Source organism: Sphaerisporangium sp. NPDC049003 (assembly GCF_043197795.1).
Classification (GTDB): domain Bacteria; phylum Actinomycetota; class Actinomycetes; order Streptosporangiales; family Streptosporangiaceae; genus Sphaerisporangium.
Genome location: NZ_JBICTU010000023.1, coordinates 144,693 through 168,475, shown reverse-complemented (window position 1 = coordinate 168,475; position 23,783 = coordinate 144,693). Strand labels below are relative to the sequence as shown.

Genomic DNA, 23,783 nt, shown 5'->3' with positions numbered 1-23,783 from the left:
GCGCCTTCTAACCAAGAGTCTCGCGCCTGTACGTGAGGTGATGGGCACGGAGGATCTGGACTTCAACCAGCTACTCCAGCGTGACCTCGACGACCACCGGGTTGCGACAAATTTGATCCCCTACCTCCTCCGCCCGCGAGCGACTGGGCCTGCGTTCTTCCCTCCAATCGTAGCCGTGCTTCTACCTTTCAAAAACAAGCGCCCCCACGTACTTCCCCCGCTAGGAGGCCAGGAGACTGTTGCCGACAGCGACGGCCACTGGATTCAGACGACGGCAGGCGAGGCAATGCGAGTTCGTCGCCTTGCGAGTCCCGAGGGAAAGCTTCACTCTGTTCCGGTGGGCGAGTTGCACTGGAACGAGGCGCATGCGCGGCTTGTCGTCATCGATGGTCAGCACCGGGCGATGGCCTTACTGGCGATCGAACGTACCCTGTCGAAGACATGGGATCAGAGCGGGGGGGAACGCTTCAAGTCCTTCTACGAGGTCCCTGTGCAGCGCGAGGTTGAACTCTGGGAACAGCGAAATAGTGGAACTCTGGACCTATCGCACATCGAAGTTCCAGTTACCGTGTGTTGGTTTCCGGACCACACCGGTTCACAGAATGATCCTCACGGCGTCGCCCGGAAGCTCTTTGTGGATGTGAACAAAGAGGCGCGGAAGCCGAGTGAATCTCGCCTCATACTTCTCTCCGACGGTGAACTTCAGAAGGTTCTGACCCGTAGTCTTTTGAATGAGCTCAGGAGTAAATCGAACAGCAGATTCATGCCTCTTTATGCGGTTGAATACGACAACCCGGAGACGAAGACAACACAGTCCGCTCGCTGGTCTGCAATGACCAATATCCATCTCCTTCAGATGGCGGTAGAGCGCTGCGTTTTCGGGCCGCCGAAGTATCTCCAGAAAGTTGACCTGACATTCGGTGGTCGTGAAAGCGATACGGAGCGTGACGCCTTTATGCGTGGCCAGCTTGCCATGGCAAGCCTTTTCCCAGCACCTGTGAAGGATGGCGACTTCACCTATCTCGCAAAAGAGATCGAGAACACGAAGTTCCCTCTTGGCAGAGTCGAGGAAATTACGGAGCAGTTCAAGCAGTCATGGGGTGACGCCATCTTGACGCTCCTCTCCCACGTGGACCACTACCGTGCACACTCGGAAGCTCTTACGCAGATTAAAGAACAGTGGGCGCCTGGAGACGTCCTAGCACGACTCGCTAACGACGCCTTGTTCGGAGGTGTAGGAGTTTACTGGACTCTTCGCGACAGCAGCGAACACTTCAAACACGAGTCTAGCCTTCCTGGTATGAGCCCTCATCGGACCAAGCCCGACATCGTGAAGGCTTGGGATTACCTCCAGGACAAACAGGAATCCTTCGAGAAGCAACGTGCCAGAGAGCTGTTCGGTTCAGAGAGCGGCGATGCCGTACGACGCAGCGTAGAAGTGTATGCGATGATGAATACGCATGCGTGCCAACTCGGTATGATGCTGACGCTGGGCAGCCTTTGGAAGCTCCACGTTAAGGGCCGCGACCTGCGTGATATACCAGCCTTCGCGCAGGCCCTCGCAAGTGCCTGGAATGCCTACTTCACGCAGGAAGAATGGCAGGGAAAGGCGCACGATAGACGGCGGGTCTTCGCCAAGCGTGGGGTAAGCCACCCCCTTAATGCAATCGCTTCCATGGACACTCCGCAAGCGGTCTACTTCCGGTACTTCTGGCTAGAGATCCTTGCAACGCCCGTTGCATGGACCTTCATCACCGACTGGATCGAGGACCGTGGCGCTTTCGAAGAGACACTCAGTGCAGCCCGGTCTCTCTACCATGGATTGCTGGTGAAGCAGCACGAAAAAGTGCTGAAGAGCAGCAACCCCTCACTCAGCGACGCCAAACGGAAGCAGCAGGCTGACAAGCATGCCGACCAGACTCTTCAGAGCGCACTCATCGCTTGGTTCGGCTTTCAGGCCGAGCGGTACGATGCTTGGAAGGCGGGGGCGGAAGTCGTCGATGTACCTGTGAACGGTGACGATGCCGAAGCCGAGGATGCTCCCTCCACGCCTGAGGATGTGCCCGCCAATCTCGATGAATTGCTGGCGGGAGACCTCCTCGACGACTAAGTTTCGGCTGGTGGGGCCGACCGGTGAACAATGGCTGAGCAACCGACGCTTGACTGCGATTGGGCGCTCAGGGTTGTCGGTTCCCGCTCGTCAGGCGGTGATGGATCAGCAGATCTCGCCTCAGTGTTCTGTTCTCGACTACGGGTGCGGGCGAGGTGATGACGTTCGTGCGCTCCAGAGCCTCGCTACTAAGGCGTCTGGTTGGGATCCACACTTCTATCCCGAAGGGCGCCTCGAGTCGGCTGACGTGGTGCTCCTGACCTACGTCCTTAACATCATCGAGGATCCGGCAGAACGCCGCCATACACTTCTAAAGGCGTGGGAGTTGGCGGGTGAGACCTTGGTCGTCTCTACTAGGCTCACGTGGGAGAGGTCCAAGGTCACAGGCGACGATCTCGGCGATGGAGTGCTCACCAGCCGCCGAACATTTCAGCACCTGTTCACCGCGAGTGAGCTGAAGAGCTACGTCGAGGAGGTCACGGGTGTCCGGTGTGTCTCGGCCATGCCCGGCGTGATCTACGCGTTCAAGCGCGACGAAGCACGGCTGGCATACCTGGCTCGCCGCATCGCTCCTGCGGCGACCTGGCTCGCCTCCGATGACGCGGCTTCGGCGATGGCGTCGGTGGTGGACTACACCGAACAACGCGGACGCGGACCCCGACTAGAAGAGATGCCGGCGGAAATGGTGAAACTGCTCTCCCACCTGACGACCGCAGAAGTGCAGCGGGTCGTCCGCGCATCCGCCGACGCCGCAAAGGTCGCAGAAGGCGCCAGGCGCTCAACCCTCACAACCCTGCTCTTCCTTGGCGTTGAGCTGTTCAACGGTCGTGGTCCCTTCGGATGCTTGCCGCTTTCAGTCCAGCTTGACGTGCGCACATTCTTTAGCTCCTACAAGGCAGCCTGCCAGCGCTCGGACCGGCTGCTCCTCAAGCTCCGTGACGACTCTTACGTCCGCGGCGCGATGAACGGTTCGAAGGTCGGCAAGCTCACTCCGACAGCCCTCTACGTCCACCGCCGTACGATCGACCACATGCCCGTCGTACTACGGCTCTATGAGCACTGCGCTTCCATCGCGGCCGGTCGCCCTCAGGATTGGACGGTGGTGAAGCTTCGTCACCAGGGCCGAGGTGTGAGCTGGCTGGACTATCCGGAGTTCGATAGCGACCCGCACCCTCGGCTGAGGTCCTCCTACATGGTTGACCTGGCCACGTTGAAGACCTCGTTCATGTCCTATGAAGAGACGGTCAATAGGCCGCTGTTGCACCGCAAGCACGAGTTCCTGCACCCCAGCGATCCAGACGTGCCTAAATATCATCGCCTTACAAATAGCGAGCTTCGCGCTGGCCTCTACACCAATCCGCACATTATTGGTACTGAAGAGGGGTGGGAGGCAGAGCTTGTCCGCTGTGGACGGGAGCTCCGTGGTCACCGGCTCGTCATGCGGAAATGATGCCGGCCTGGTACTGCGCGATCATGTCGGCAAACTCGACCACATCAAGGTTCTCGACCTGTTTGGGAAACCATGAAAGCCGAAGACCGTTGCTGGCCTGCTCCATCGGGAGCCCCATAGCAGCCAGGACATGGCTTGGTGTGTAGGAGGCGCTCGTGCAAGCCGAACCTGTGGCAACGGCAGCATAGCTCTTCAGCTGCAGGATCAGGGCCTCCGTGTCGACACCCTCAAAGGACAGATTGAGGATGTGAGGCACCACATGCTCCTGGTCACCGTGTAGATGGAATCGAGTTTTCTCTAGCCCTGCCAGGAGCCGTGTCCGGAAATCTGCGGCTGCCTCCAGCCACCTGGCACGGTCGGCCTCGAATACCTCGAGTGCCTTGGCCATCCCCATAATGAGCGGAACCGGAAGTGTGCCGGGGCGAAGCTTGCGCTCCTGCCCACCCCCAAACATCAACGGCGTTAGCGGAACAGAATTCCTGCCCCTCCGCCGGATCAGCAGACCGCCCACTCCTTTAGGCGCCCCGATCTTGTGTCCGCTGAAGCTAATGAGATCGATGGGAGTAAGGAGATCGTCTGGCAACTTGCTGAAGCCTTGAGCAGCGTCGACATGGAAATAGGTAGGCGTTGCTCGCAGGTGTTCAGCCAACTCGCCAACAGGCTGGATAACACCGGTCTCGTTGTTCACCTGCATCACCGAGACCAGGAGCGTGTCGGGTCGAAGGCGTTCCAGTACAGATTCCATACTCACCCGCCCGGATGGTCCCGGCTCGATCAGGTCGACCTCGAATCCTTGAGACTGCAAGTGCTCCAGCGGCTCTAGGACAGCCTTGTGCTCGATGGCGGTGCTGATGAGGTGACGTCGTCCGTGCTCGGCGCCGTATGGAGCTAGACCCAGGATAGCGATGTTGTTGCTCTCGGTAGCACCACTGGTGAAGATCAGCTCGTCTGGGCGTGCGGAGAGGTTTGCGGCGATGCTCTCGCGGGCGCGGGCAACCGCCTTCTTGGCACGCGTGCCGTACTCATGGGTGCGGGAGCCAGCGTTGCCGAAGTCTTCGGTCATCCAGTATAGGACCACCTCTGCGACCTCGGGCAGCACTCTCGTCGTAGCGGCGGCATCCAGGTAGGCGACCACGAGTCCTCACCAGCTCCTACTTCGTCCGTCTAGGTCACGTGCGTACGTTAAAAACGTGACGTACTTACGGTACCGTGTTGCCGGTGGGAACACAGGGACTGCCCCAACAGGGTGCTGACACGACAACCGCAGGGTTCGAGTACATCTTCCCAGGGATTCGCGGCGTGCAGGCAGGGCGTGAATACTACGTATCGATGTGTCCGCTGCGCCTCATCCCGAAGATCTTCTTGTTCGACGAGGACGAGCTGGCGCCCGAAGTCCGCGCCCAACGAGTCCTGAACAAGGGGCGCGTTCCCGGTCTAGCCCGGTACATCTTGGACAACCCTGACGATTACGTCTTCTCGGCGCTAACTGCCTCAGTCGACGGGGCGATGCGCTTCGTCGGTGTTTCTGACCAGGGCCCGGGGATGCGGGTTGGGCGACTCCACATACCGATGGCCTCACGCTTCCTCATCAACGATGGCCAGCACCGCCGTGCAGCCATCGAAGCTGCATTGAAGGAGAACCCGGCACTGGGCGATGAGACTATCGCCGTCGTCTTCTTTCAGGATGCCGGGCTCGCGCGCAGCCAGCAGATGTTCGCGGATCTGAACCGGCATGCCGTACGACCGGCCAGGTCCATTGGAGTTCTCTACGACCACCGAGACGAGCTCTCGCAGATCACCCGGCTCCTCGCGCTAAGATCCCCAGTGTTCAGGGGCTTCGTTGAGATGGAGAGCAGCACGCTGTCGGCCAGGTCCCGCCGGCTCTTCACGTTGAGCGCACTGTATTCGGCAACCAGCGCCCTGCTGCAAGGCATAGATCTTAATAGCACCGAAGGGGCACAAGACGTCTCCGGAGCCTTCTGGGAGGCGATAGACGAGCTCATCCCGGACTGGCGAGAGGTTCGGAATCGGACTTTGGCCGCAGCTGAGGTGCGCAAGCAGTACCTCCACACCCATGGGATCGCCCTCCACGCGCTCGGGCTGCTTGGGAACACCCTTCTGCGCGAATCCATTGACCCGGAGGAGTGGAAGCCCCGGCTTGCACCGATTCGCAACGTTGACTGGTCACGGACCAACCCTGAGTGGGAAGGTCGCGCGATCATCGGTGGCCGGGTTTCTAAGAACCACCAAAATGTTGTACTCACAGTGAACCATCTACGGCAGCAGCTTGGACTCGAATTGAGTGCCGAGGAGCAACAGGCTGAGGACGCCTACCAGCGAGGAGAGCGATGAGCACGCCGACGCGCAGTGTCGTCATGCTGAACACCCCTACCCGCCGAGCCACACCCTTCGAGGGCCGTGGTGGGCTGGCTGCTGTAATAAATGAGCTGACCACCGAGATCCGCGAACTCTACACGGCCGACCAGGTTCCGTGGGTCGTGGGCTATAGCGGTGGCAAGGACTCCACGGCAGTCCTCCAGCTTGTATGGACCGCGCTCCAAGGGCTGGAGCCTCAACAGCGCATCAAGCCCGTCTATGTGATTAGCACCGATACTCTAGTCGAGAACCCGGTCGTGGCGGCATGGGTCACCCAGTCGCTGGAGACGATGCGCAAGGCTGCCCAGGAGCAGCAACTGCCAATCCAACCAAACAGGCTCACGCCTGAGGTGAAGGACACATTCTGGGTTGGACTAATCGGCAAGGGATACCCGGCGCCGCGTCCGAAGTTCCGCTGGTGCACGGAGCGGCTGAAGATCCGCCCATCTAACTCCTTCATCCGCGGTGTCGTACACGACCACGGCGAGGCCATTCTAGTACTCGGCATTCGGAAGGCGGAGAGCCAGGCTCGTGCCCGGGTGATGGAACGCCACGAGAAGCGTCGTGTCCGGGACAGACTTTCGCCCAATGGCAACCTGCCCAACTCGCTCGTCTACAGTCCGGTCGAGGACTGGAGCAATGACGAGGTATGGACCTTCCTCATGCAGCAGCCCAATCCTTGGGGGCACCCCAACAAGGACCTGCTGACCATGTATCAGGGTGCTTCCAGCGACGGCGAGTGCCCGCTGGTGGTCGACAACACCACTCCATCCTGCGGTGACAGCCGATTCGGGTGCTGGACCTGTACGCTCGTCGACAAGGACAAATCCATGTCGGCGATGATTCAAAACGATGAGGAGAAGGAGTGGATGCTCCCGCTCCTCGAGCTGCGGGACGAACTGGACGTCCCCGATGACAGCCATCTGCGTGATTTCCGGAAGATGAACGGGAGCATCCAGCTATTCCACGATCGGAACGTGCCCGGACCCTATACGCAGAAGGCGCGCGAGGATTGGCTCACCAAACTCCTGAACGCTCAGACCTGGATTCGTAACAATGCACCGGACTATGTCCGCGGCATTCAGCTCATCACCATGGACGAGCTGCACGAGATCCGTCGAATCTGGGTGTTTGAAAAGCACGAAATTGAAGATTCTTTGCCGCGTATCTACAAGCAAGAGGCAGGCGAGGACTTCCCGGGCGGTCCACTGGACCAGCACTTGACGGTGGCTGCAGACGAGGTGGAGTTGCTGCGGGAGATCTGCGGAGATGACGAGCTCCACTTCAATACGATGCGTGAACTGCTGGCGGTAGAGCGCAAGTTCCGCACCATGACCCGCCGCTCGGGGCTCTTTGATGCCTTGGAGAGCACGATCAAGAAGGGCTACTACGCGGACAAGGACGACGCCGTAGACATGGCCCTGCGTAACCAGAAGAACAAGACCGCGCCCGCCCTTATCGAACTGGACGAAGTGAGCACCGATGCTCCTGCATGAGATAACCCTGGAGAACTTCGGCGCCTACAAGGGCAAGAACCCTGTCTCCCTAGCCCCCAAAGCCGGGCGGCCGATCATTTTGATCGGCGGTCTTAACGGGTGTGGCAAAACCACGCTGCTGGACGCCATCCAGCTTGCTCTGTACGGCTCGCGTGCACGATGCAGCGGACGCGGCAACCGGTCATACGACTCGTTCCTACGCGACAGCGTGAACCGGCAAGCCACTCCCAGACAGGCGGGCGTAAAACTGTGGTTCTCCACCACAGCGGAGGGCCAACAGCGGCATTACCGAGTCGAGCGCTACTGGAAGGTCAGCGGCAAGAGCGTTCGGGAGACGCTCTCGGTCTTCGTTAATGGGGAGCTAGACAAGGCGATCAGCGAAACCTGGGCTGACTACGTCGAAGATCTCTTGCCGCTTGAGGTGGCCTCGCTCTTCTTCTTTGACGGAGAGAAGATCGAGTCGCTTGCCGACCCTGACCGTGCTGCGCCGGTCATTGAATCAGCGATCCAGTCCCTGCTTGGCCTGAGCACAGTGGAGCAGCTCCGAACCGACCTGCTGGCCCTCCAGCGGCGCCAGAGGGTGACACAGGAAGACAAAGACGCGCTGGAGCTCATCGCCAAGATCGAAGCACAGTTGGAGGAGAACGAGGTCACCCGGGCCGACGCCCTGCAGCGAGTGGCAGCCGCCAAGGCAGGGCTCCTGCATGAGAAAAAAGAACTGAAGGCCGTCGAGGCTACCTTCGCCAAGGCAGGAGGGGATCTCTTCCGACGACGTGCGGAGCTGGAGGCACAGAAGGATCAGGCAGAAAAGCGGTTGGTGTCCATCAAAGACACCCTAGCCAACGCGGTGGCTGCCGGACCGTTGCCCCTGTTGCTATTGAAGTCGCAGCTCGCCGAGTTGCGAAGGCAGGTCGAGCGAGAAGAGGAAGCTGGCCGCGCAGAACGTCTTGTCGATGCTCTCCGGGAGCGTGACAAAGAGATTCTTCGTCTTCTCGGCGCCGGCATTCCATCGGGAGAATTGGAGAAGATCGTCCAGTTCCTTGATGAAGACCGAGCCCACCGGGCAGCCAAAGCTGATGTGCGCCCGGTGCTCCACATGTCTGCGACGGGCATAAAGCAGCTTAGCTCTCTCGATCAAGTGCTGGAGGTCGAAGAACGCCAGGCCCAAGAGCTGCTCGCCGAATCCGCGAATCTTCGGGAACAGCTCGATGCCCTTGACCGCCAGCTTGCGGGTGTCCCAGCTGAGGACGCCATCGCCGAGGTGATTGCTCGGCAGGCTAAGGTCCGTCACCGCGTGAGTGATCTTGAGCGGGAGCTCAGGGGCATGGAGGAAGCTCATGCGGCTTCTGTCCGGGAGCATGAGCAGCTCATTGTAGCGCGGGACCGTGCTTATGCTCGGCGCGCAAAGGGCCTCGCCGAGGTTGAACATCGTGCCCGGGTCGTCTCCTACGCCGACCGCACACGCAACAGCCTTGAAAAGTTCGGTCAGCTCCTCCTACAGCGTCACATTAGCCGGCTAGAAGTCGCAGTGCTCGACAGCCTCAACCGGCTGATGCGCAAGGAAGGACTGGTTAAGGATCTCCGTATCGATACCGCTAAGTTCACCCTAACCCTGGTCGGTGCGGACGGGGACGAGCTTGACCCCGCCCGTCTCAGCGCTGGCGAACGACAACTCCTGGCGGTATCGCTTCTTTGGGGCTTAGCACGAGTAGCAGGAAACCGCCTGCCCAGCGTAATTGACACTCCTCTAGGTCGCTTGGACAGTCGGCACCGACAGAACCTCGTGGAGCGCTATTTCCCTCAGGCCAGCCACCAGGTGCTATTGCTCTCCACTGACGAAGAGATCGACGACGAATTGCTGAAGAGGCTTATGCCGTCGATAGCTCGGACATACACCCTGGTTTACAACGACACCACCTTTACGACTTCGATCGAGCTTGGCTACGGATGGGGGAAGACTCGTTATGTCGCTTGACACTATCCGGCTATCCCAGCCAGCGAAGGACCAGCTCATCAAGCTCAAGCGCGTTACCGGCATCAAAAACTGGAATATCCTCTGCAGATGGGGCCTAACCGTGTCCCTAGCAGACCGAACAGTGCCACTAGTCCAAGACCTCGTGATGGATTCCAACATTGAAATGAGCTGGAGGACATTCGCGGGTCAGTACAGCGAGCTTTACCGTGCCCTTCTTGTTCAGCGGTGTCAGTGGGACAACCTCCCGACGACCGATGAACAGCTCGCGCATACTCTTAGCATCCACGTTCATCGGGGAATTGGCTACCTCGCTGCGCAAAGAGAGTTGAGTTCGGTCGCTAGCCTTATCCGATATGCGATTGAGCGTACTTCTAATAGCTTGCCTGTGTAAGTGTCTCATCCAGTCGGCGCTTGTATGTGCGGACGAACGCTTCTAGGGTCCTCGGCCTATCGTCAAACCAATCACCCTGAAGGACGTCAAAACCGCCATGGGCGTAACCATTAAACTTGCTGACTCCCTCGTCGGTTAGGTGATTTGCGCTCTCTGGGTCGACCAAGCGCGAGACAGCCGTGTGTACAAGCCTCTTGTCGTCCATCCGCACACCTAGGCGCTTAAGTTCGCTTGACAAGAAAAGGGCTACCAATAGGCGCCCTCTCGTTTTGAATTCTCCAGGAAAATACTCGACCAATTCAGCCGTTTGGGCTTGTGGCACGTCATCTTTGTGCGCTTTTGCGGCAACGCCGGCAACGAAACAAAAGTAATAGGAGTCAAAGTCGATCCTAAGGCCGCCGTCCTTTTGGCGTAGGTCCTTGAACCACTCCCGAGCGTCAGTACGGATTCGAAATGGTTGCATATTATTCATCCTCCTCCATCTGAAAGGAGTTGAAGAACTCTCGCCCAAATACCATTATTCCATCGCCCGTAAGAATAGCATCCGGGTGATTGCCGCTTTCGGCATAGCTTGTTGCGGCCTCCCTGCGACGATAGAGCGTGGTATATTGCACTCTTCGTGTTGCAGCAGCCTCTAGGCTCGAGACGAACTTTTCTCTTTCGGAAGAGATGGTGAAAGCGATAAATTGACGTGTCAACCGCGGTATGAGCTCCCCAACGCGCGGGCGTACGGCCAAATCGATCGCACCGGCAGGGCTGTCAACGATGAAGGGCAACGCGTGTTCGGATCGATTGAAGAGTGTCGCTAGGAACGCGTACGCGACCGAGAGGTTCTCTCCGACGCTACCGCCCGACTGCCCCTTCAGCACAAGGCACTTGTCGACTCGCTCAATTGTCAACCTGTTATGGGGCATGAGTTCCGTGATCCGCTCATTCGCCTGAGAGCAGATTTCAGCCATAATCCCAGATCTTGCTTTTTCGTGTGCGCGCAGCAAGATTCGGTTAAGGATATCCCGACGACGCTTTAGGTCTATGGTATCGGAAATCTCTGCAAGCAGCCGTTCGGATGTTTTAACCCTCTTTTCCAATACCTCAATTCCCCACGTTTCATCGGTTCCCAAGCTCTCGTTCTTGTCCGAGAACTGTTGTAGCATGTCCTCAAGCCGAGAGATTCGCTTGCTTGACTCTTCGATTTCTAGGCTAGCTTCTTTTACGGCCGGATCGGATTCCTCTGCATCACTTAGGAGCGCCTCAAGTTCGTTTCTTGCCTGCCGATACTCGGACGAGAATCGATCGAGTTCATCGAGTACAGACAGTAGCGCCTCCTCATCTGAACTAGAAAGAGAATCCTGAATCGCTGTCTTCATGGAATTGAGGAATGCCATATCGTCAGATCCCAAATAATGGCCAGCTCGCTCCAGGATCACCGTACGCGTCACATCGTCGATGTGGCGGCCACAAATGCACTCGGCTTCTTGAGCAAGTTCCTCGAAGAATTCACGAGCGGCACTTTCGGGCAGTTTCACCCTGTCGAGGGCAGTTTTTAGGTCTGCCATCGACTGCGCGAAGTGCGACGACAGCGCGTGAGGATCGCGCATCCTTTCAAGGACAGTCTGCGAAGAATCACGGACCTGGTGTTTTAGAGCATCGACCCTCGCAGTTGCCGCAGACACATGGGCCCCACGCTCAGCCTCCTGCTGTATCTGTTGGTTATAGGCCTGCTGTTTTGCCTCGAGAGATAGCCGATTGGACTGGAGGAGATTCTGGGTCTTATCTCTTTCCTGCCTAACAAACGCGAGCCGCTCGCGCTCCTTGGTTACCTTGTTCCTTCTGCGGCTCAGCGCCTTCGTATCGGTTGCACTTGCTGTTCGGGTCTGTCGCTCCCAGTATTCGGAGACCCTCTCCCTGATATTGTGAAGCGAATTAATTTGGAAGAGGGTCTCTATGACCTCTTCTGCCTTGACCTGAGCAGGATCGAGCAGCTCTTGGGCCAGCTCCCCGTCGAAAACGAAAAACTTCACGAAGTTACTGTTAAGGAACCTGCGGAATTCAGCCGGTGGCTCAAACCCTTCCATCTGGCCTGGGCCTTGCGTCGTCCAGTAGCCGATGGTTCTGTTCTCAAAGTCGAACCTAAGGATGATAGTAACTAACCGTCCGTTGAGTCGCAGACGGACCTCGAACGCTCCGTAATCGCTCTGTGTTTCTCTTTTCTGGAAGTCTGTAAGTTGTGACATGATCGCATCGAGCGACCCTGAGAGAGCTGCCCGCAGAAGGGTAAGTGTGGTGGTCTTACCAGTTCCATTAGGCATCTGCACCAGGGATACTGAATAGACATCACCATGCTCGTCGCGACAGTCTATTTCGTGATCAGGACATCTGAGGCCCTGTGCTCTCCAGCCAAGGAGTTCCAGCGTTGCTGTCATACAGCGCGCTCCGTTCCGTCGTCATCAAGGCTGACTTGATCGTAAATCAGCTCTAGCCGACCTACTGCTTGGTTATCATCCTGAATATCTTCGCGTCCGCTAGCGACCTCCTCCATCCACGAGATGAGGAGAGCACTCACGCTTTCCGGCTGATGTTCCTCTTCGACCGCCTCACGAATTGCTTCCTTTATACGCCTATCAAGTGACATGCAAATCACCGGATCCTTGACAAATCGGTTAGCCAGGAACATCTTTCAGCGTCGGCGTTGGAGTTCTGGTCCTCTGTTGGGTTGCGCACGAAATCCACTATGTTCGCAATCTTTCGAGGATTATTAGGGTCTGTCCTCAAGCAACGGCCTATGCGTTGAACTGTTTCTAGACGGGCTCGTGCCGATGAGAAGAGTATGACGGAGTTGAGAGACTGAATATCAATTCCTTCGGACAGGCGATGACACGTTATAAGGCAGTTTAGATCTCCACGCGCGAATTTCTTTAGGGTTTTTTCTTGCTCGCCTGAGAAGTACGTATGGAAGTCGGGGCGGAGGGAATGTACGATTTCAAGGACCTCTTCGCCATACTCGCGGGTCTCTACGAAGATGATGCACCGATCGAGTAATTCGGCGTTCTGTTTGATGTACTGGTGGAACGGAGGTAGCTTTGCGAGTGAGGTTTTGTGGACCTTGGAGAGATCTATCCAAACCTCCGCTTTCGTCATCGGCTTACCTTCTCGTGCACGAGCAGCCTGCTTGGCGTAGACCTTTCGAATTCTTTCACGATCCCTCTCATCCATGTCGTAAGGAATCGGAAAGTAGTCGAAAGGGGCTAGAATTCCCCGCCTGATGGCATCGTCGAGCTCGAACGTGAATATGGTTGGGCCAATGTGGTGTTCAATGAACTCGTTACCTTCGGCATCATAATCTCGTTCGGGTGTTGCGCTAAGCCCCAGCCGAAATCTGGCACGTTCTGAGAGTTCCGATAGAGCGGCTATGTTTCCTGCGCTACCCAGTCTATGGACTTCATCATGAACGAGGATGGTCCTCGTAGCCATTTCCCGGTTGAGCCGGCGCAATGCCGCGGCTAATGGCGCTCGTCGCGGGCCGGGCTGCCGTGAGACTAGGAAAACGGAGTTGCTGGGATTAAGGACGAATTCTTCTAGATCCTTATGCTCGTCATAGTCGCGAAGCAGCCGTAGCCCCGGGCGAAAGGCGTTACGATGCTGGATCAACTGCTTCCACCACTGGTTAAGGAGATCTGTCCCATCCATGGTGATTACTGCAGTGTCTACCACGTTATTGCTGAACAGGTGCTCTAGGATGCCGAATGCAGTTCGGGTCTTTCCGGTTCCGGTTGCCATATCGAGGATCCCGCGTTCGGCAGCAAGAAATGCAGTCATCGCTTCGTGTTGATGCCGCCATTTATCTTGTTCTTGTACGCGCGCGTTAACCGTTGAGCCTTGCGCTGTACGCAAACGTACGAGTCGATTTTTGATAGCCATTGGCAGGGTGAAAACATCTACCCCTGGGTCCGACCCTTCCCACACGTTCTTGAAGTGGTCTAGTTTTCGGTGTGCCCGCCTGGAGCTCCTCCATGATGGGTAGACATCGATGCACTCTCGATTATGCTCAAAAGCGTTTCGGCTCTCGTTTGAGGAGCCCGTAAACGCTACGAAGTCATCACCATCTAGGAAGATCCCGATTTTCTCGTGATAGATCCCACTTCCGATCTTTGGGGTAGCGATCTTGATCTCGAGGCGGTCCAACTGTAGGAGGCGAATAAGCCGAGTGGTTCCTTCGCCAATGCCGTCTGAGAATTCCCTCTCAATGATCCATTCCAAGCGCTCCGCACATACGTCGAGCTTGGAGGATCCCTCCTTTATTGCTTCCAGGTCGACCTGACTTAGTTCGACGGAGGTGATCAGTCTGATCATGCCGTTGTTGAGGACGAAGTCTCCAAGTGGCGCCCCCAGAGACTCCAATGAGGAGCTGGAGAAGTAACCGACTGCTCGCCAGTATTGCCTGGCACACCGTAGGGAGGGCCTAAAGAAGTCCATCAGTAGGTCTTCGACGCCCGACCGATAGTCGTCCTGATAGCCGATCTCTCGGAGACCCATCCTGTACCTCCGGCCAGCCCAGAACGTTAGTCGCTGAAGTTCGCCTATCTTAGCGACATACGCTGGTTCGTCGGCAATCTAGACAAGTACCCTTAGAGTGCGCTAACGGTATGCGATCGTAGCCGTCCAGGCCGCTGGTCGTTGGTTTAGCGTGGAAAGGGCGATGGGTTTGGTGGACGGTGTCAGACGACCCGTGAGAGTGGTTGGAGCCGCTCTTGCTGAAGGTGGAGCAGTGTCATCACTATCCCCGCAGTAAGCGTCCTTGCAGATCACCGCGGAACGGCCGAGCGCGCCGGATACGCCTTCGTCGTGCTGGACGGCACGCTGATCCCGATCGAGCGGGTCGCCGCCGACCGCCCGTACTATTCCGGCAAGCACAAGAAACACGGCATGAACGTCCAGGTCATCGCCGCTCCGGATGGCACACCGCTGTTGACCTCGGGATCATTGCCGGGCTCGGTGCACGATCTGACCGCCGCGCGGATCTGGGGACCGGGGAGGTCCTGCCCACGTGGGATGAGGCGCTTGACCAGCTCGATGCGGACGAGGAGGCGGAACCCCCTGCACGTGGTTCGCTTCGGCACCCAGATTGACGTGCAGGGCGTACTGGCCGGGAGCAAGGACGCCGACCAGTGCATCCGCTACCTGTCCAAGTACCTCACGAAGAGCATCGGCGACACTCTCGACTCGGAGAACCAGGCTCAGCGCCTCCACGCTGAACGCCTGGCCGATGCGCTGCGGTTCGAGCCCTGCTCGCCGACCTGCCCCAACTGGTTGCGCTACGGCGTGCAGCCCAAGAGCGCCAGGGCGGGCATGGCTCCCGGACGGTGCCGGGGCAAGGGGCACAAGCCCGAGCACCTCGGCTACGCGGGCCGACGGGTCCTGGCGTCGCGGAAGTGGTCGAACAAGACGTTGGCCGAGCACAAGCAGGACCGGCGTACCTGGGTCCTGGAAGCCCTCGGCGTCGCAGACGAGCCGGTCGACCCGCACCGCTACAGCTGGCGCCCCGTTCCGCACGGAGACGCCAACGTGCCTCCGCTGGCCCTGCGGCTTCTGCGGTCGGTCCATGAGCGTCAGCGGTGGCGCAACCACATGAACCAACTCCGGGCGCAGGCGGATGGTCACGAGCTTTCGGCAACTGAGGGGAGCGCGGCATGAGGAAGCGTGATGAATTGATGAGCGTTCCCGACATCCTCGCCGAGCTGGGCGGGATCTCGCTTCGCACCTTCTACCGCTGGCGGGAGATCGGTAAGGCGCCCGTGGGCTTCAAGCTGCCCAACGGGGAGATCCGTGTCTACCGCAGCGACTTCGACGCCTGGCTTGAGTCGCTACGGGAGACCGACCCCCGGAACGGCAGGGCCGCGTGAATACCAGCTATGACGTGAAGTTCTGGGACGTCCGCCGCAACAAGTCCAGCAAGACGGTGTCGTACGAGGTGCGCTGGAAGGTGGGCGGCCGGGAGAAGTCCAAGACTCTCCGCACCAAGGCTCTGGCCGAGAGCTTCCTGTCGGACCTGCGGCAGGCGGCCAAGGCTGGCGAGGCCTTCGACGTGGAGAGCGGCCTGCCCCTGTCGTTGGTCAAGGCCAAGGTCGCGCGTACCTGGCTGCAGTTCGCTCAGGCGTACGTGCTGGCCAAGTGGCCGCACTCGGCGGCGAAGTCGCGGGAGGGCATGACGGACACGATGACCGGCGTCACGCTGGCTCTCCTGCGGGAGCGGCCAGGTAAGCCCGATCCCCGGGTCTCGCGGTCGGTTCTTCGCGGGCATGTCTTCCTGCCCGATGGCCGGCGGGGGAGTCTCGACGCTGATCAGGCCGTGGCGCTGCGCTGGCTCACCGCGGCTTCGGTGCCCATCGTGGAACTGGAGGAGGCCAAGGCCGTGCGGGCCGTGTTGGAGGCGCTGTCGGTAACCCTCGACGGGACGCGGGCGGCGGACTCCACCTTCCGGCGCAAGCGAGCGGTGTTCCATCACGCGCTGGAGTACGCCGTCGAGCTCGGGGAGCTTTCCGCAAATCCGCTGGACCGGGTGAACTGGAAGCCCGCCAAGATCTCGGGGGAGGTCGATCGGCGGGTGGTGGTCAACCCGGCGCAGGCTCGGGAGCTGCTCGTCGCGGTGACGTACGTGGGCCGGTCACGCGGGGGGATGCTGGCGGGGATGTTCGCCTGCATGTACTTCGCCGGTCTTCGGCCTGCAGAGGCGGCGGGGCTACGGGAGAAGGACTGTCATCTTCCGGCAACTGGCTGGGGTCTGCTGACCTTGGAGGAGACACGGCCGGAGAGCGGGCGGCGGTTCTCGGACTCGGGCAAGACGCACGACGTTCGGGGGCTCAAGCAGCGTCGGCGCAAGGCCATACGGGACGTGCCGATCCCGCCCGAGCTGGTGGTGATCCTCCGCGAGCACATCGAGCGGCATGGCACCGCGGCCGATGGACGGCTGTTCGGACCGCGACCGGCGGCGTCTTTTCCAAGACGGCGTACGCCAAGGTCTGGAAGGAGGCACGGACGTACGCGCTGACTCCTGATCAGGTCGCCTCGCCGATGGCCGGCAGGCCGTATGACCTGAGGCACGCGGCCGTTTCGCTATGGCTCAACTCCGGCGTCCCGGCGCCGGACGTCGCCGAACGGGCAGGCCACAGCGTGGATGTGCTGCTCAGGGTCTATGCCAAGTGCGTCGACGGGCAGCGCGAGATCGCGAACCAGCGCATAGCCGAGGCGCTGACGGCGTGAAGACGATCTACCATCGGAGGGTCACGGTCATCCCGTGGCCCTTCGTTTTTGGGCCTCTGAGCTGGGAAAACGTCCCTGGTTTCATCCCGCGTATATCCCGTGAGCACCCGCTGAGGGCTGCTTTTGGTGGCATCTGGCTGCGGGTGGCGTCAGGGGTCGATCAACGTAAAAGACCAGGTCAGCGGCTAGATGACCTGGTCTCTGCAGCGCACCCTGCAGGATTCGAACCTGCGACCGTCGGATTAGAAGTCCGGTGCTCTATCCAGCTGAGCTAAGGGTGCTCTCGGATAATTGTGCATGATCTGGGGAGCGTCCGTGCACCGTGGCCGCTCGGCGTGGATGTTCATCATGGAGTCTATGGCCGGTGGGCGGTGAGGCCGATGACCAGCCACATGAACAGGGTGCCGCCGATGGTCGCCAGGAGGGTGGCCCGGGTCGGGTGGTCGGTGGTGTGGGCTTCGGGGAGGATGTCAGCGGTGGCCAGGTAGAGCAGGAAGCCGCCGAAGAAGCCCAGGTAGGCGGCCAGCACCGGTTCGGGGATGTGGATCAGGAAGGTCAGCGAGGCGCCGACGATGGGCGCCACGGCGTCCAGGAACACCAGGATCACGGCCCGCCGCCGGGCGTTGCCGTAAAGGGTCGTGAGGGTGAAGGTGTTGAAGCCGTCGGTGAAGTCGTGCGCGATCACGGCGATGGCCACCACGAGGCCCAGCTCGCTGCCTGTCTGGAACGCGGCGCCGATGGCGGTGCCGTCGATCAGGCTGTGGACGACGAGTGCTGACCCGGCGCCGAGGCCGACGGCGGCGTGCCGGTGGCTGTGGCTGGCGTAGTGACCTTCGTGTACCTCGTGGACGGCCAGAGATCGTTCTACGACGTGGATCGTGAGGAAGCCGAGTGCGAGCGTGAGCATCGGTAGCGGCACGCCCAGCAGCCGGTACGGCCCGAGTGCGAGACCCTCGGGAACGAGATCGAAGGCCACCACCCCGAGCATCACACCGGCCGCCGCGCCGAGGACCATGTGCCGCCTGTCCTGGACGCGCTGGGCCACGACGCCGCCCAGGAGGGTCGTGACGAAGGCGGCGAAGGCCAGCACGATCGGCATGAGGCCACCGTAGACACCCAAGACGGTAATGAGCCGGGCAACACGCAAGATCAGGCCGGGGAGGGGGTTCCTCGGAGGGGGAGGCCGGCCTTGCGGTAGATGGCGTCGATCACCGTCATGTTGGCGATCGAGTCCTGGGGTGGAGTGAGGGGAGCGGTGCCGTTCTGGACGGCTGCCGCGAAGGCGCGGAGCTGGTAGGTGTAGGTGGTTTCGCCCGGTACGCGCTCGCGCCGCCGTAGCCCGTCCACGGTCACGGTGACGCGGTGGAAGAACTGCGGGGCGACGTAGTTGGTGATGCCCAGCGTGCCACGTGCGCCCTGGACGCGGGCGGCGATCTTGAGTACCTGGCCGGACCACATCGAGGCGTGGACCCGACCCGTGGCGCCCGTGGGGAAGCGGAGATCGGCGGCCATGGCCCGGTCGACTCCGGGGGACTGGAGCAGGGCCGACGCCGAGACGACGGACGGTTCGCCTGGGCCGAGAGTACGCAGGCAGTGGACCGCGTAGCAGCCCGCGTCCATGAGCGCCCCGCCGCCGAGCTTCAGCGAGTACCGGATGTCGGAGAAGCGGGGGAGCGGGAAGCACATCCAGGTCTCGACGTGCCTGATCTCGCCGAGCTCGGTACGGACGATCTCCAGCGCCCGTTCCATCAGCGGGTGGTAGCGGTAGTGGAACGCCTCCATGACCACCAGGCCGGACTTCTCGGCCGCGTCCGCGACGGCCCTGGCCTCCTCGGCGTTGGAGGTGAAGGGCTTCTCGCAGAGGACGTGCTTGCCGGCTTCGAGGGCGCGCAGCGTCCACTCGGCGTGCAGCGCGTTCGGCAGCGGGTTGTAGATCGCGTCGATGGACGGGTCGGTGACCAGAGCCTCGTAGGAGTCGTGGACGGCGGGGATACCGTGCTTGGCGGCGAAGGCTTCGGCGCGGGAGCGGTCACGGGCGGCGACGGCCACCACTTCTACGGTGTCGACGGACCGGGCCGGCTTGACGAGCGCGCTGGGGGTGATCCGGGCCGCGCCGAGAGTCCCGATTCGCATGATCGCATCATGCCAGATAGAGCGTCGGACTCCCGGATTCGTGGTGCGGTGACCACGAACGTTCACCGGTTGCCCGACGTACGGCGGCGCCGGCATCGCCGTACCTCTACTCGCCGTCGCGGCGCCTGATGCGCACCACACGGAGCGCGGTGGGTGGGCCGTGCGGGCGAAGCCGGGTGGTCCCTCGGGGTGGGTGGCCGTCCGGGTGGGGCTGGGTGGTTTCACGGTGGGCTGTGCGGGTGGGGCTGGGTGTTTCAAGGTGGGCTGTGCGGGTGGGGGCAGGTGGTCGTCGTGGTGGGCGGGGTGGGGTTGTGCGGCGGAGGTGAGGGGGCGGGTGGTAGGGGTACCCGGGAGGGGTGGGGGAAGGGTGTCGTGGTCAGGGAGGTGGGGCTAGGATTTTGGGGCATGTTGGTCGGTACGGCTTCTCCGGAGATCACCCTGATTGGCGGTGATGTGACGGAGGGTGTCGTCCGGGTGGGCGACACTGTGCGACGTCCGATGAGCGCGTCCAGTCCTGCCGTGCACGCTCTGCTCGGCCACCTTGAGGCGGTTGGGTTCGAGGGGGCGCCACGGGTGCTCGGTATCGATGACCAGGGGCGGCAGATCCTCTCCTATGTGCCCGGCCGTGCGGCGACCCGTCCCCTTCCTGCGTACGCGGTCGGTGATGAGGCCCTAGTCGACCTCGCGGTGCTGGTACGGCGGTTCCATGACGCCGTCCGGAGCTTCGCGCCTCCGCCGGATGCCCGGTGGGAGGGCGGCTCCGCCGACGACGCCGCACCCGAGCTGATCGGTCATTGCGATATCACCCCCGAGAACGTGATATTTCGCGGGAAAAGGCCTTGGGCGCTTATCGACTTCGACATGGCCCGCCCGACGACCCGGCTGTTCGACGCCGTGACCGCCTTACGGCACTGGGCGCCCATCGCCGACCCGATCGATCGCGATCCGCGGCAACGTGATCTCGATGTCGGCGCGCGGCTGAGGCTGTTCTGCGACGCGTACGGGTTCGCGGCGCGCGACCGGCGCCGGCTTCTGGAGCTGAGCCGGCTCCGGTTCGACCGCTCGTACGTCGCCATGCGATCGCGGGCCCTGACGAACGGCGGGGGCTGGGCGCGCATGTGGGAAGGCGGCGCGGGCGAGCGCATCCGGCGGGCCTCCGCCTGGCTCGACGCCCACTGGGACGAGCTGGACGCCTATCTGCACTAGAACGCGAGACGATCTCCCAGAGCTTGAACCAGCACTCATTTCGTGAAGAAAGTTCGAACGATCACACGCACAGGGAAGTCGAAGACAGGTACCGGAGCCATCGTCCGGACGTCCGCCAAGCCATGGAAGCCGGGCAGGAGCTGGAATGGCCGGGCTGTTGGGCTGCTGGCAGGAGTCGCGCTGGACGCGGTTCTCGCCGATCCGCAGAACCGGGCCCACCCCGTCGCGCTGTTCGGCCGCGCCGCCGGCGCACTGGAGCGCCGCCTGTACGGGCCGGCGCGTGCGAAGGGCGCGGCGCACGTGGCGCTGTGCGTCGGGTCGGCGGCGGTCCTCGGGGTGGCGGCCGAGAGGGTGACCCGGCGAAGGCCGTCCGCTCGCGTGGCCGTCACCGCCGTGGCCACCTGGGCGGTGCTCGGCGGTACGACCCTGGCCCGCGAAGGGGCGTATATGGCGAGAGCCCTCGAATCGGGTGATCTCGCCGCCGCGCGGGCGAGGCTGCCCCACCTGTGCGGGCGCGATCCCTCCGGTCTGTCCGAGGCCGAGTTGGCCCGCGCGACGGTGGAGTCGATCGCCGAGAACACCTCCGACGCCGTGGTCGCCCCGCTGGCCTGGGGTGCGGTGGCGGGCGTGCCCGGCCTGCTGGCCTACCGGGCGGTCAACACGCTGGACGCGATGATCGGTCACCGCTCCGAGCGGTACGAGCGGTTCGGCTGGGCCGCCGCCCGCCTGGACGACGTGGCGAACTACGTCCCGGCCCGGGTCACTGGGGTGCTGGCCTGCGTGCTGGCTCCGCTGGTCGGTGGATCACCTCGTGCGGCGGCGGCCGTACTGCGCAGGGACGGCCACCGGCATCCCAGCCCCAACTCCGGGCGGTGCGAGGCGGCGTTCGCGGGGGCGCTCGGGGTCCAGCTGGGGGGCCGCAACGACTACGGCGGCCGGGTGGAGCACCGCCCCGAGCTCGGCGACGGCCCCCGTCCCGCCGTCGGCGACATCTCCAGGTCCGTACGGCTCGCGCGCGCTGTGAACCTGTCCTCGGCCGTACTCGCGATCGCCTCCGCGCGGATGCTGCGGGGGTGGCGTCGCCGGCGGTGACCGCATACCCGCCGGCCCTCCGCCGGTCCTGGCCGAATGAGCGAGATGTCCGGTCCTGGCCGAAGGAACGGGACGTCCGGTCCTGGCCGAAGGAACGGGACGTCCGGCCCGGCCGAAGGAACGGACGTCCGGTCCCGGCGGAGGAGCGAGGTCTCCGGTTCCCCTCCGGAGGAACGCGATCTCTGGTGGCGCGACTCCAGCTCTCCTGGGTGCGGGGGTGTGGATTCGGGTGGGTCTGGCATCTTTGGGGGGTGCTTAAAGGGACGCTTCTGGTGGCGGGGACGACTTCGGACGCGGGTAAGAGCGTCGTCACGGCGGGCATCTGCCGGTGGCTGGCCCGCCAGGGGGTGAGGGTGGCGCCGTTCAAGGCGCAGAACATGTCGCTCAACTCGTACGTGACCGCCGACGGAGCCGAGATCGGACGGGCGCAGGTCGCGCAGGCGCAGGCGGCCGGCCTGGAGCCCGTCGCCGACATGAACCCGATCCTGCTCAAGCCCGGCAGTGACCGTCGTAGCCAGGTCGTGGTGCTCGGCAGGCCGATCGCCGACGTGGACGCGATGGAGTACGGCGCGTACAAGGACCACCTCAGAAAGGTGGCCCTGGAGTCGCTCAACCGGCTCCGATCGACGTACGACGTGGTCGTGTGCGAGGGCGCGGGCAGCCCCACGGAGATCAACCTCCGCAGGGGGGACATCGCCAACATGGGGTTGGCCCGTGCCGCCGACATCCCGGTGATCGTCGTCGGGGACATCGACAGGGGCGGTGTCTTCGCCTCCCTTTACGGCACGCTGGCCCTCCTCGACGCGGGAGATCAGGCGCTCATCAGCGGCTTTCTGATCAACAAGTTCCGAGGGGCCCCGGAGTTGCTCGAACCCGGGCTCGACATGCTGAGGGATCTGACCGGGCGCCCCGTGTACGGGGTGCTGCCCTGGCTCGACGGGCTCTGGATGGATCTGGAGGACTCCCTGGCCCTGGACAACAGGCCGACGCACGCTTCGCCGCCGGGCACGTCCGGGAGCCTGCGGGTGGCGGTGGTGCGGTACCCGAGGATCTCCAACTTCACCGACGTGGACGCCCTCGCGGCGGAGCCGGGGGTGACGATCCGGTTCGTCGCCTCTCCGGGTGACGTCGCCGAGCTCCGTGAGGCCGACCTGGTCATCCTGCCGGGGTCACGCGCCACGGTCTCCGACCTCGAATGGCTCCGCCGTACGGGCCTGGCGTCCGCGCTGCTCGACCGGCGGGGCCCCATTCTCGGCATCTGCGGCGGTTACCAGATGCTCGCGCGCTCGATCCGCGACGACGTGGAGTCCGGCGCCGGGCTGGTGGACGGGCTCGGCCTGCTCCCCGCGACCGTCGAGTTCGCCCCTGGCAAGACCCTTTCCCGCCCGGTCGGCGAGGCGTACGGCTGCCGCGTCGCCGCCTACGAGATCCACCACGGGATCGTGACGGTCGACGGTGGAGAGGGTGGGGAGACGGAGCCGTTTCCGGACGAGGATGAAAGCCGGAGGCCCGAGCCGTTCCTGGACGGCTGCCGGGCAGGCGCGGTGTGGGGGACGACGTGGCACGGGGCGCTGGAGAACGACGACTTCCGTCGTGCGTTCCTCGCCGATGTCGCCGCGAGGGCGGGCAGGGACTTCGCTCCCGCGCCCGGCGTCTCGTTCGCGGCCCTCAGGGAACGCCACCTGGACGCACTCGGCGACCTGATCGAGCACCATGTCGACACCGACGCCCTGCTCACGCTCATCGAGAAGGGCGCACCCTCGGGCATGCCCTCACTACCTCCAGGAGGAGCCGCGGGCTTGCCTGGGCTACCTCCAGGAGGAGCTGCGGGCTCGCCTGGGCTGCCTCAGGGATAGTCCGCAGGTCCGCCCACGCTGCCTCACCGAACCGAGGAGCGTGATGGCCGTATGGGAGAATCGGCACGTGCTGGTGTATGACGGCGACTGCGGGTTCTGCCAGCGTTGTGTCGAGTTCGGGTTCAGACATCTCCCCGTGATGCCGCGGGTGAGCCGCTGGCAAGATCTCGATCTGGTCGGCCACGGGCTGACCCTCGACGAGGTGACCCGGTCCGTGCAACTGGTCGGTCCCAACGGCCTTCGCGCCTCGGGCGCCCGTGCCGTCGCGCTGCTGCTCGCCGTACAGCCCGTGGCCTGGTGGCGCGCGGCGGGGCAGATCCTGCTCGTCCCCCCGGTGAGCTGGGCCGCCGAGGTGGTCTACCGCGTCATCGCCCGCAACCGCCACCGCCTCCCCGGCAGCACAGGAAGTTGCGCCGTCGATCGCTGACCCGCCGACCTGCC

Annotated in this window: 20 protein-coding genes, 1 tRNA gene and 1 pseudogene; 15 read left to right on the top strand and 7 right to left on the bottom strand. The window is 62.1% G+C overall.

The features are described from left to right. The first annotated feature begins 337 nt into the window (after positions 1–337). Both ACGFIV_RS25200 and ACGFIV_RS25195 read left to right on the top strand, forming a co-directional pair. Positions 338–2,110: a hypothetical protein gene (locus tag ACGFIV_RS25200; protein ID WP_392837968.1), complete on the top strand. Its 1,773-nt coding sequence runs from the start codon at positions 338–340 to the stop codon at positions 2,108–2,110. A 10-nt stretch (positions 2,111–2,120) separates the two neighbouring features. Further along, a complete protein-coding gene (locus ACGFIV_RS25195; RefSeq protein ID WP_392837967.1) occupies positions 2,121–3,560 on the top strand; it encodes a DNA phosphorothioation-associated putative methyltransferase in 1,440 nt (479 codons plus the stop codon). On the opposite strand, the gene dndA is transcribed toward ACGFIV_RS25195, so the two are convergent. Next, positions 3,547–4,695, bottom strand: coding sequence for a cysteine desulfurase DndA (dndA, locus tag ACGFIV_RS25190; RefSeq protein WP_392837966.1), 1,149 nt, complete (start codon positions 4,693–4,695; stop codon positions 3,547–3,549). The genes ACGFIV_RS25195 and dndA overlap by 14 nt on opposite strands. Positions 4,696–4,778: 83 nt before the next feature. Here dndA and dndB point away from each other — a divergent pair, with 83 nt between their 5' ends. The 4 genes from dndB to dndE are packed head-to-tail and all read left to right on the top strand — an operon-like array spanning position 4,779 to position 9,798. Next, positions 4,779–5,912, top strand: coding sequence for a DNA sulfur modification protein DndB (dndB, locus tag ACGFIV_RS25185; protein ID WP_392837965.1), 1,134 nt, complete (start codon positions 4,779–4,781; stop codon positions 5,910–5,912). Beyond that, a complete protein-coding gene (gene dndC, locus ACGFIV_RS25180; RefSeq protein WP_392837964.1) occupies positions 5,909–7,432 on the top strand; it encodes a DNA phosphorothioation system sulfurtransferase DndC in 1,524 nt (507 codons plus the stop codon). Before dndB ends, dndC begins: the two co-directional genes overlap by 4 nt. Further along, the gene (gene dndD / locus ACGFIV_RS25175; protein ID WP_392837963.1) at positions 7,419–9,407 is read left to right on the top strand and encodes a DNA sulfur modification protein DndD; all 1,989 of its coding nucleotides are present in this window, start codon (positions 7,419–7,421) and stop codon (positions 9,405–9,407) included. The genes dndC and dndD overlap by 14 nt, the downstream gene beginning before the upstream one ends. After that, complete coding sequence (dndE, locus tag ACGFIV_RS25170; protein ID WP_392837962.1) at positions 9,397–9,798, top strand: DNA sulfur modification protein DndE; 402 nt, start codon at positions 9,397–9,399, stop codon at positions 9,796–9,798. Before dndD ends, dndE begins: the two co-directional genes overlap by 11 nt. Positions 9,799–10,262: 464 nt before the next feature. On the opposite strand, the gene ACGFIV_RS25165 is transcribed toward dndE, so the two are convergent. Genes ACGFIV_RS25165 through ACGFIV_RS25155 form a run of 3 tightly spaced genes read right to left on the bottom strand, consistent with a single transcriptional unit; the run spans position 10,263 to position 14,331 of the window. Further along, positions 10,263–12,221 (bottom strand): hypothetical protein, encoded by a 1,959-nt coding sequence (locus ACGFIV_RS25165; protein ID WP_392837961.1) that lies wholly within the window; start codon positions 12,219–12,221, stop codon positions 10,263–10,265. After that, positions 12,218–12,430 carry a CxC ATPase DNA modification system associated small protein gene (locus ACGFIV_RS25160; protein ID WP_392837960.1) on the bottom strand — a complete coding sequence of 71 codons (213 nt, stop codon included), beginning with the start codon at positions 12,428–12,430 and terminating at the stop codon, positions 12,218–12,220. The genes ACGFIV_RS25165 and ACGFIV_RS25160 overlap by 4 nt, the downstream gene beginning before the upstream one ends. A 5-nt stretch (positions 12,431–12,435) precedes the next feature. Next, positions 12,436–14,331, bottom strand: coding sequence for a DEAD/DEAH box helicase family protein (locus ACGFIV_RS25155; RefSeq protein WP_392837959.1), 1,896 nt, complete (start codon positions 14,329–14,331; stop codon positions 12,436–12,438). A gap of 282 nt (positions 14,332–14,613) precedes the next feature. On the opposite strand from ACGFIV_RS25155, the pseudogene ACGFIV_RS25150 reads away from it, so the two are divergent. The 5 genes and pseudogenes from ACGFIV_RS25150 to ACGFIV_RS25130 form a co-directional block, all read left to right on the top strand. Beyond that, positions 14,614–14,823: pseudogene (locus ACGFIV_RS25150) on the top strand (transposase family protein); the annotation flags it as partial. Positions 14,824–14,847: 24 nt separating this feature from the next. Further along, positions 14,848–15,489: a replication initiator gene (locus ACGFIV_RS25145; RefSeq protein WP_392837981.1), complete on the top strand. Its 642-nt coding sequence runs from the start codon at positions 14,848–14,850 to the stop codon at positions 15,487–15,489. Further along, entirely contained in the window at positions 15,486–15,698 is a 213-nt protein-coding gene (locus ACGFIV_RS25140; RefSeq protein ID WP_392837958.1) for a helix-turn-helix transcriptional regulator, read from the top strand. The genes ACGFIV_RS25145 and ACGFIV_RS25140 overlap by 4 nt, the downstream gene beginning before the upstream one ends. Continuing rightward, positions 15,695–16,843 carry a site-specific integrase gene (locus ACGFIV_RS25135; RefSeq protein ID WP_392837957.1) on the top strand — a complete coding sequence of 383 codons (1,149 nt, stop codon included), beginning with the start codon at positions 15,695–15,697 and terminating at the stop codon, positions 16,841–16,843. The genes ACGFIV_RS25140 and ACGFIV_RS25135 overlap by 4 nt, the downstream gene beginning before the upstream one ends. A gap of 23 nt (positions 16,844–16,866) precedes the next feature. Continuing rightward, the gene (locus tag ACGFIV_RS25130; protein ID WP_392837956.1) at positions 16,867–17,055 is read left to right on the top strand and encodes a hypothetical protein; all 189 of its coding nucleotides are present in this window, start codon (positions 16,867–16,869) and stop codon (positions 17,053–17,055) included. 207 nt (positions 17,056–17,262) lie between these two features. Here the strand turns inward: ACGFIV_RS25130 and ACGFIV_RS25125 are convergent. The 3 genes from ACGFIV_RS25125 to ACGFIV_RS25115 form a co-directional block, all read right to left on the bottom strand. Beyond that, positions 17,263–17,336: transfer RNA gene (locus ACGFIV_RS25125), tRNA-Arg, on the bottom strand. Between the two features lie 74 nt (positions 17,337–17,410). Next, positions 17,411–18,154, bottom strand: a complete 744-nt coding sequence (locus ACGFIV_RS25120; RefSeq protein WP_358552036.1) for a ZIP family metal transporter — start codon at positions 18,152–18,154, stop codon at positions 17,411–17,413. Positions 18,155–18,204: 50 nt separating this feature from the next. Further along, positions 18,205–19,188 carry a Gfo/Idh/MocA family oxidoreductase gene (locus ACGFIV_RS25115; RefSeq protein WP_358552034.1) on the bottom strand — a complete coding sequence of 328 codons (984 nt, stop codon included), beginning with the start codon at positions 19,186–19,188 and terminating at the stop codon, positions 18,205–18,207. 498 nt (positions 19,189–19,686) lie between these two features. On the opposite strand from ACGFIV_RS25115, the gene ACGFIV_RS25110 reads away from it, so the two are divergent. The 4 genes from ACGFIV_RS25110 to ACGFIV_RS25095 all read left to right on the top strand — a co-directional run bounded on the left by ACGFIV_RS25110 (position 19,687) and on the right by ACGFIV_RS25095 (position 23,769). Next, positions 19,687–20,394, top strand: a complete 708-nt coding sequence (locus ACGFIV_RS25110) for a phosphotransferase (RefSeq protein WP_392837955.1) — start codon at positions 19,687–19,689, stop codon at positions 20,392–20,394. A gap of 99 nt (positions 20,395–20,493) precedes the next feature. Continuing rightward, complete coding sequence (locus tag ACGFIV_RS25105; protein ID WP_392837980.1) at positions 20,494–21,486, top strand: cobalamin biosynthesis protein; 993 nt, start codon at positions 20,494–20,496, stop codon at positions 21,484–21,486. A 272-nt stretch (positions 21,487–21,758) separates the two neighbouring features. Beyond that, the gene (locus tag ACGFIV_RS25100) at positions 21,759–23,342 is read left to right on the top strand and encodes a cobyric acid synthase (RefSeq protein WP_392837954.1); all 1,584 of its coding nucleotides are present in this window, start codon (positions 21,759–21,761) and stop codon (positions 23,340–23,342) included. Between the two features lie 43 nt (positions 23,343–23,385). Then, positions 23,386–23,769 (top strand): thiol-disulfide oxidoreductase DCC family protein, encoded by a 384-nt coding sequence (locus ACGFIV_RS25095; protein ID WP_392837953.1) that lies wholly within the window; start codon positions 23,386–23,388, stop codon positions 23,767–23,769. Positions 23,770–23,783 lie beyond the last annotated feature (14 nt).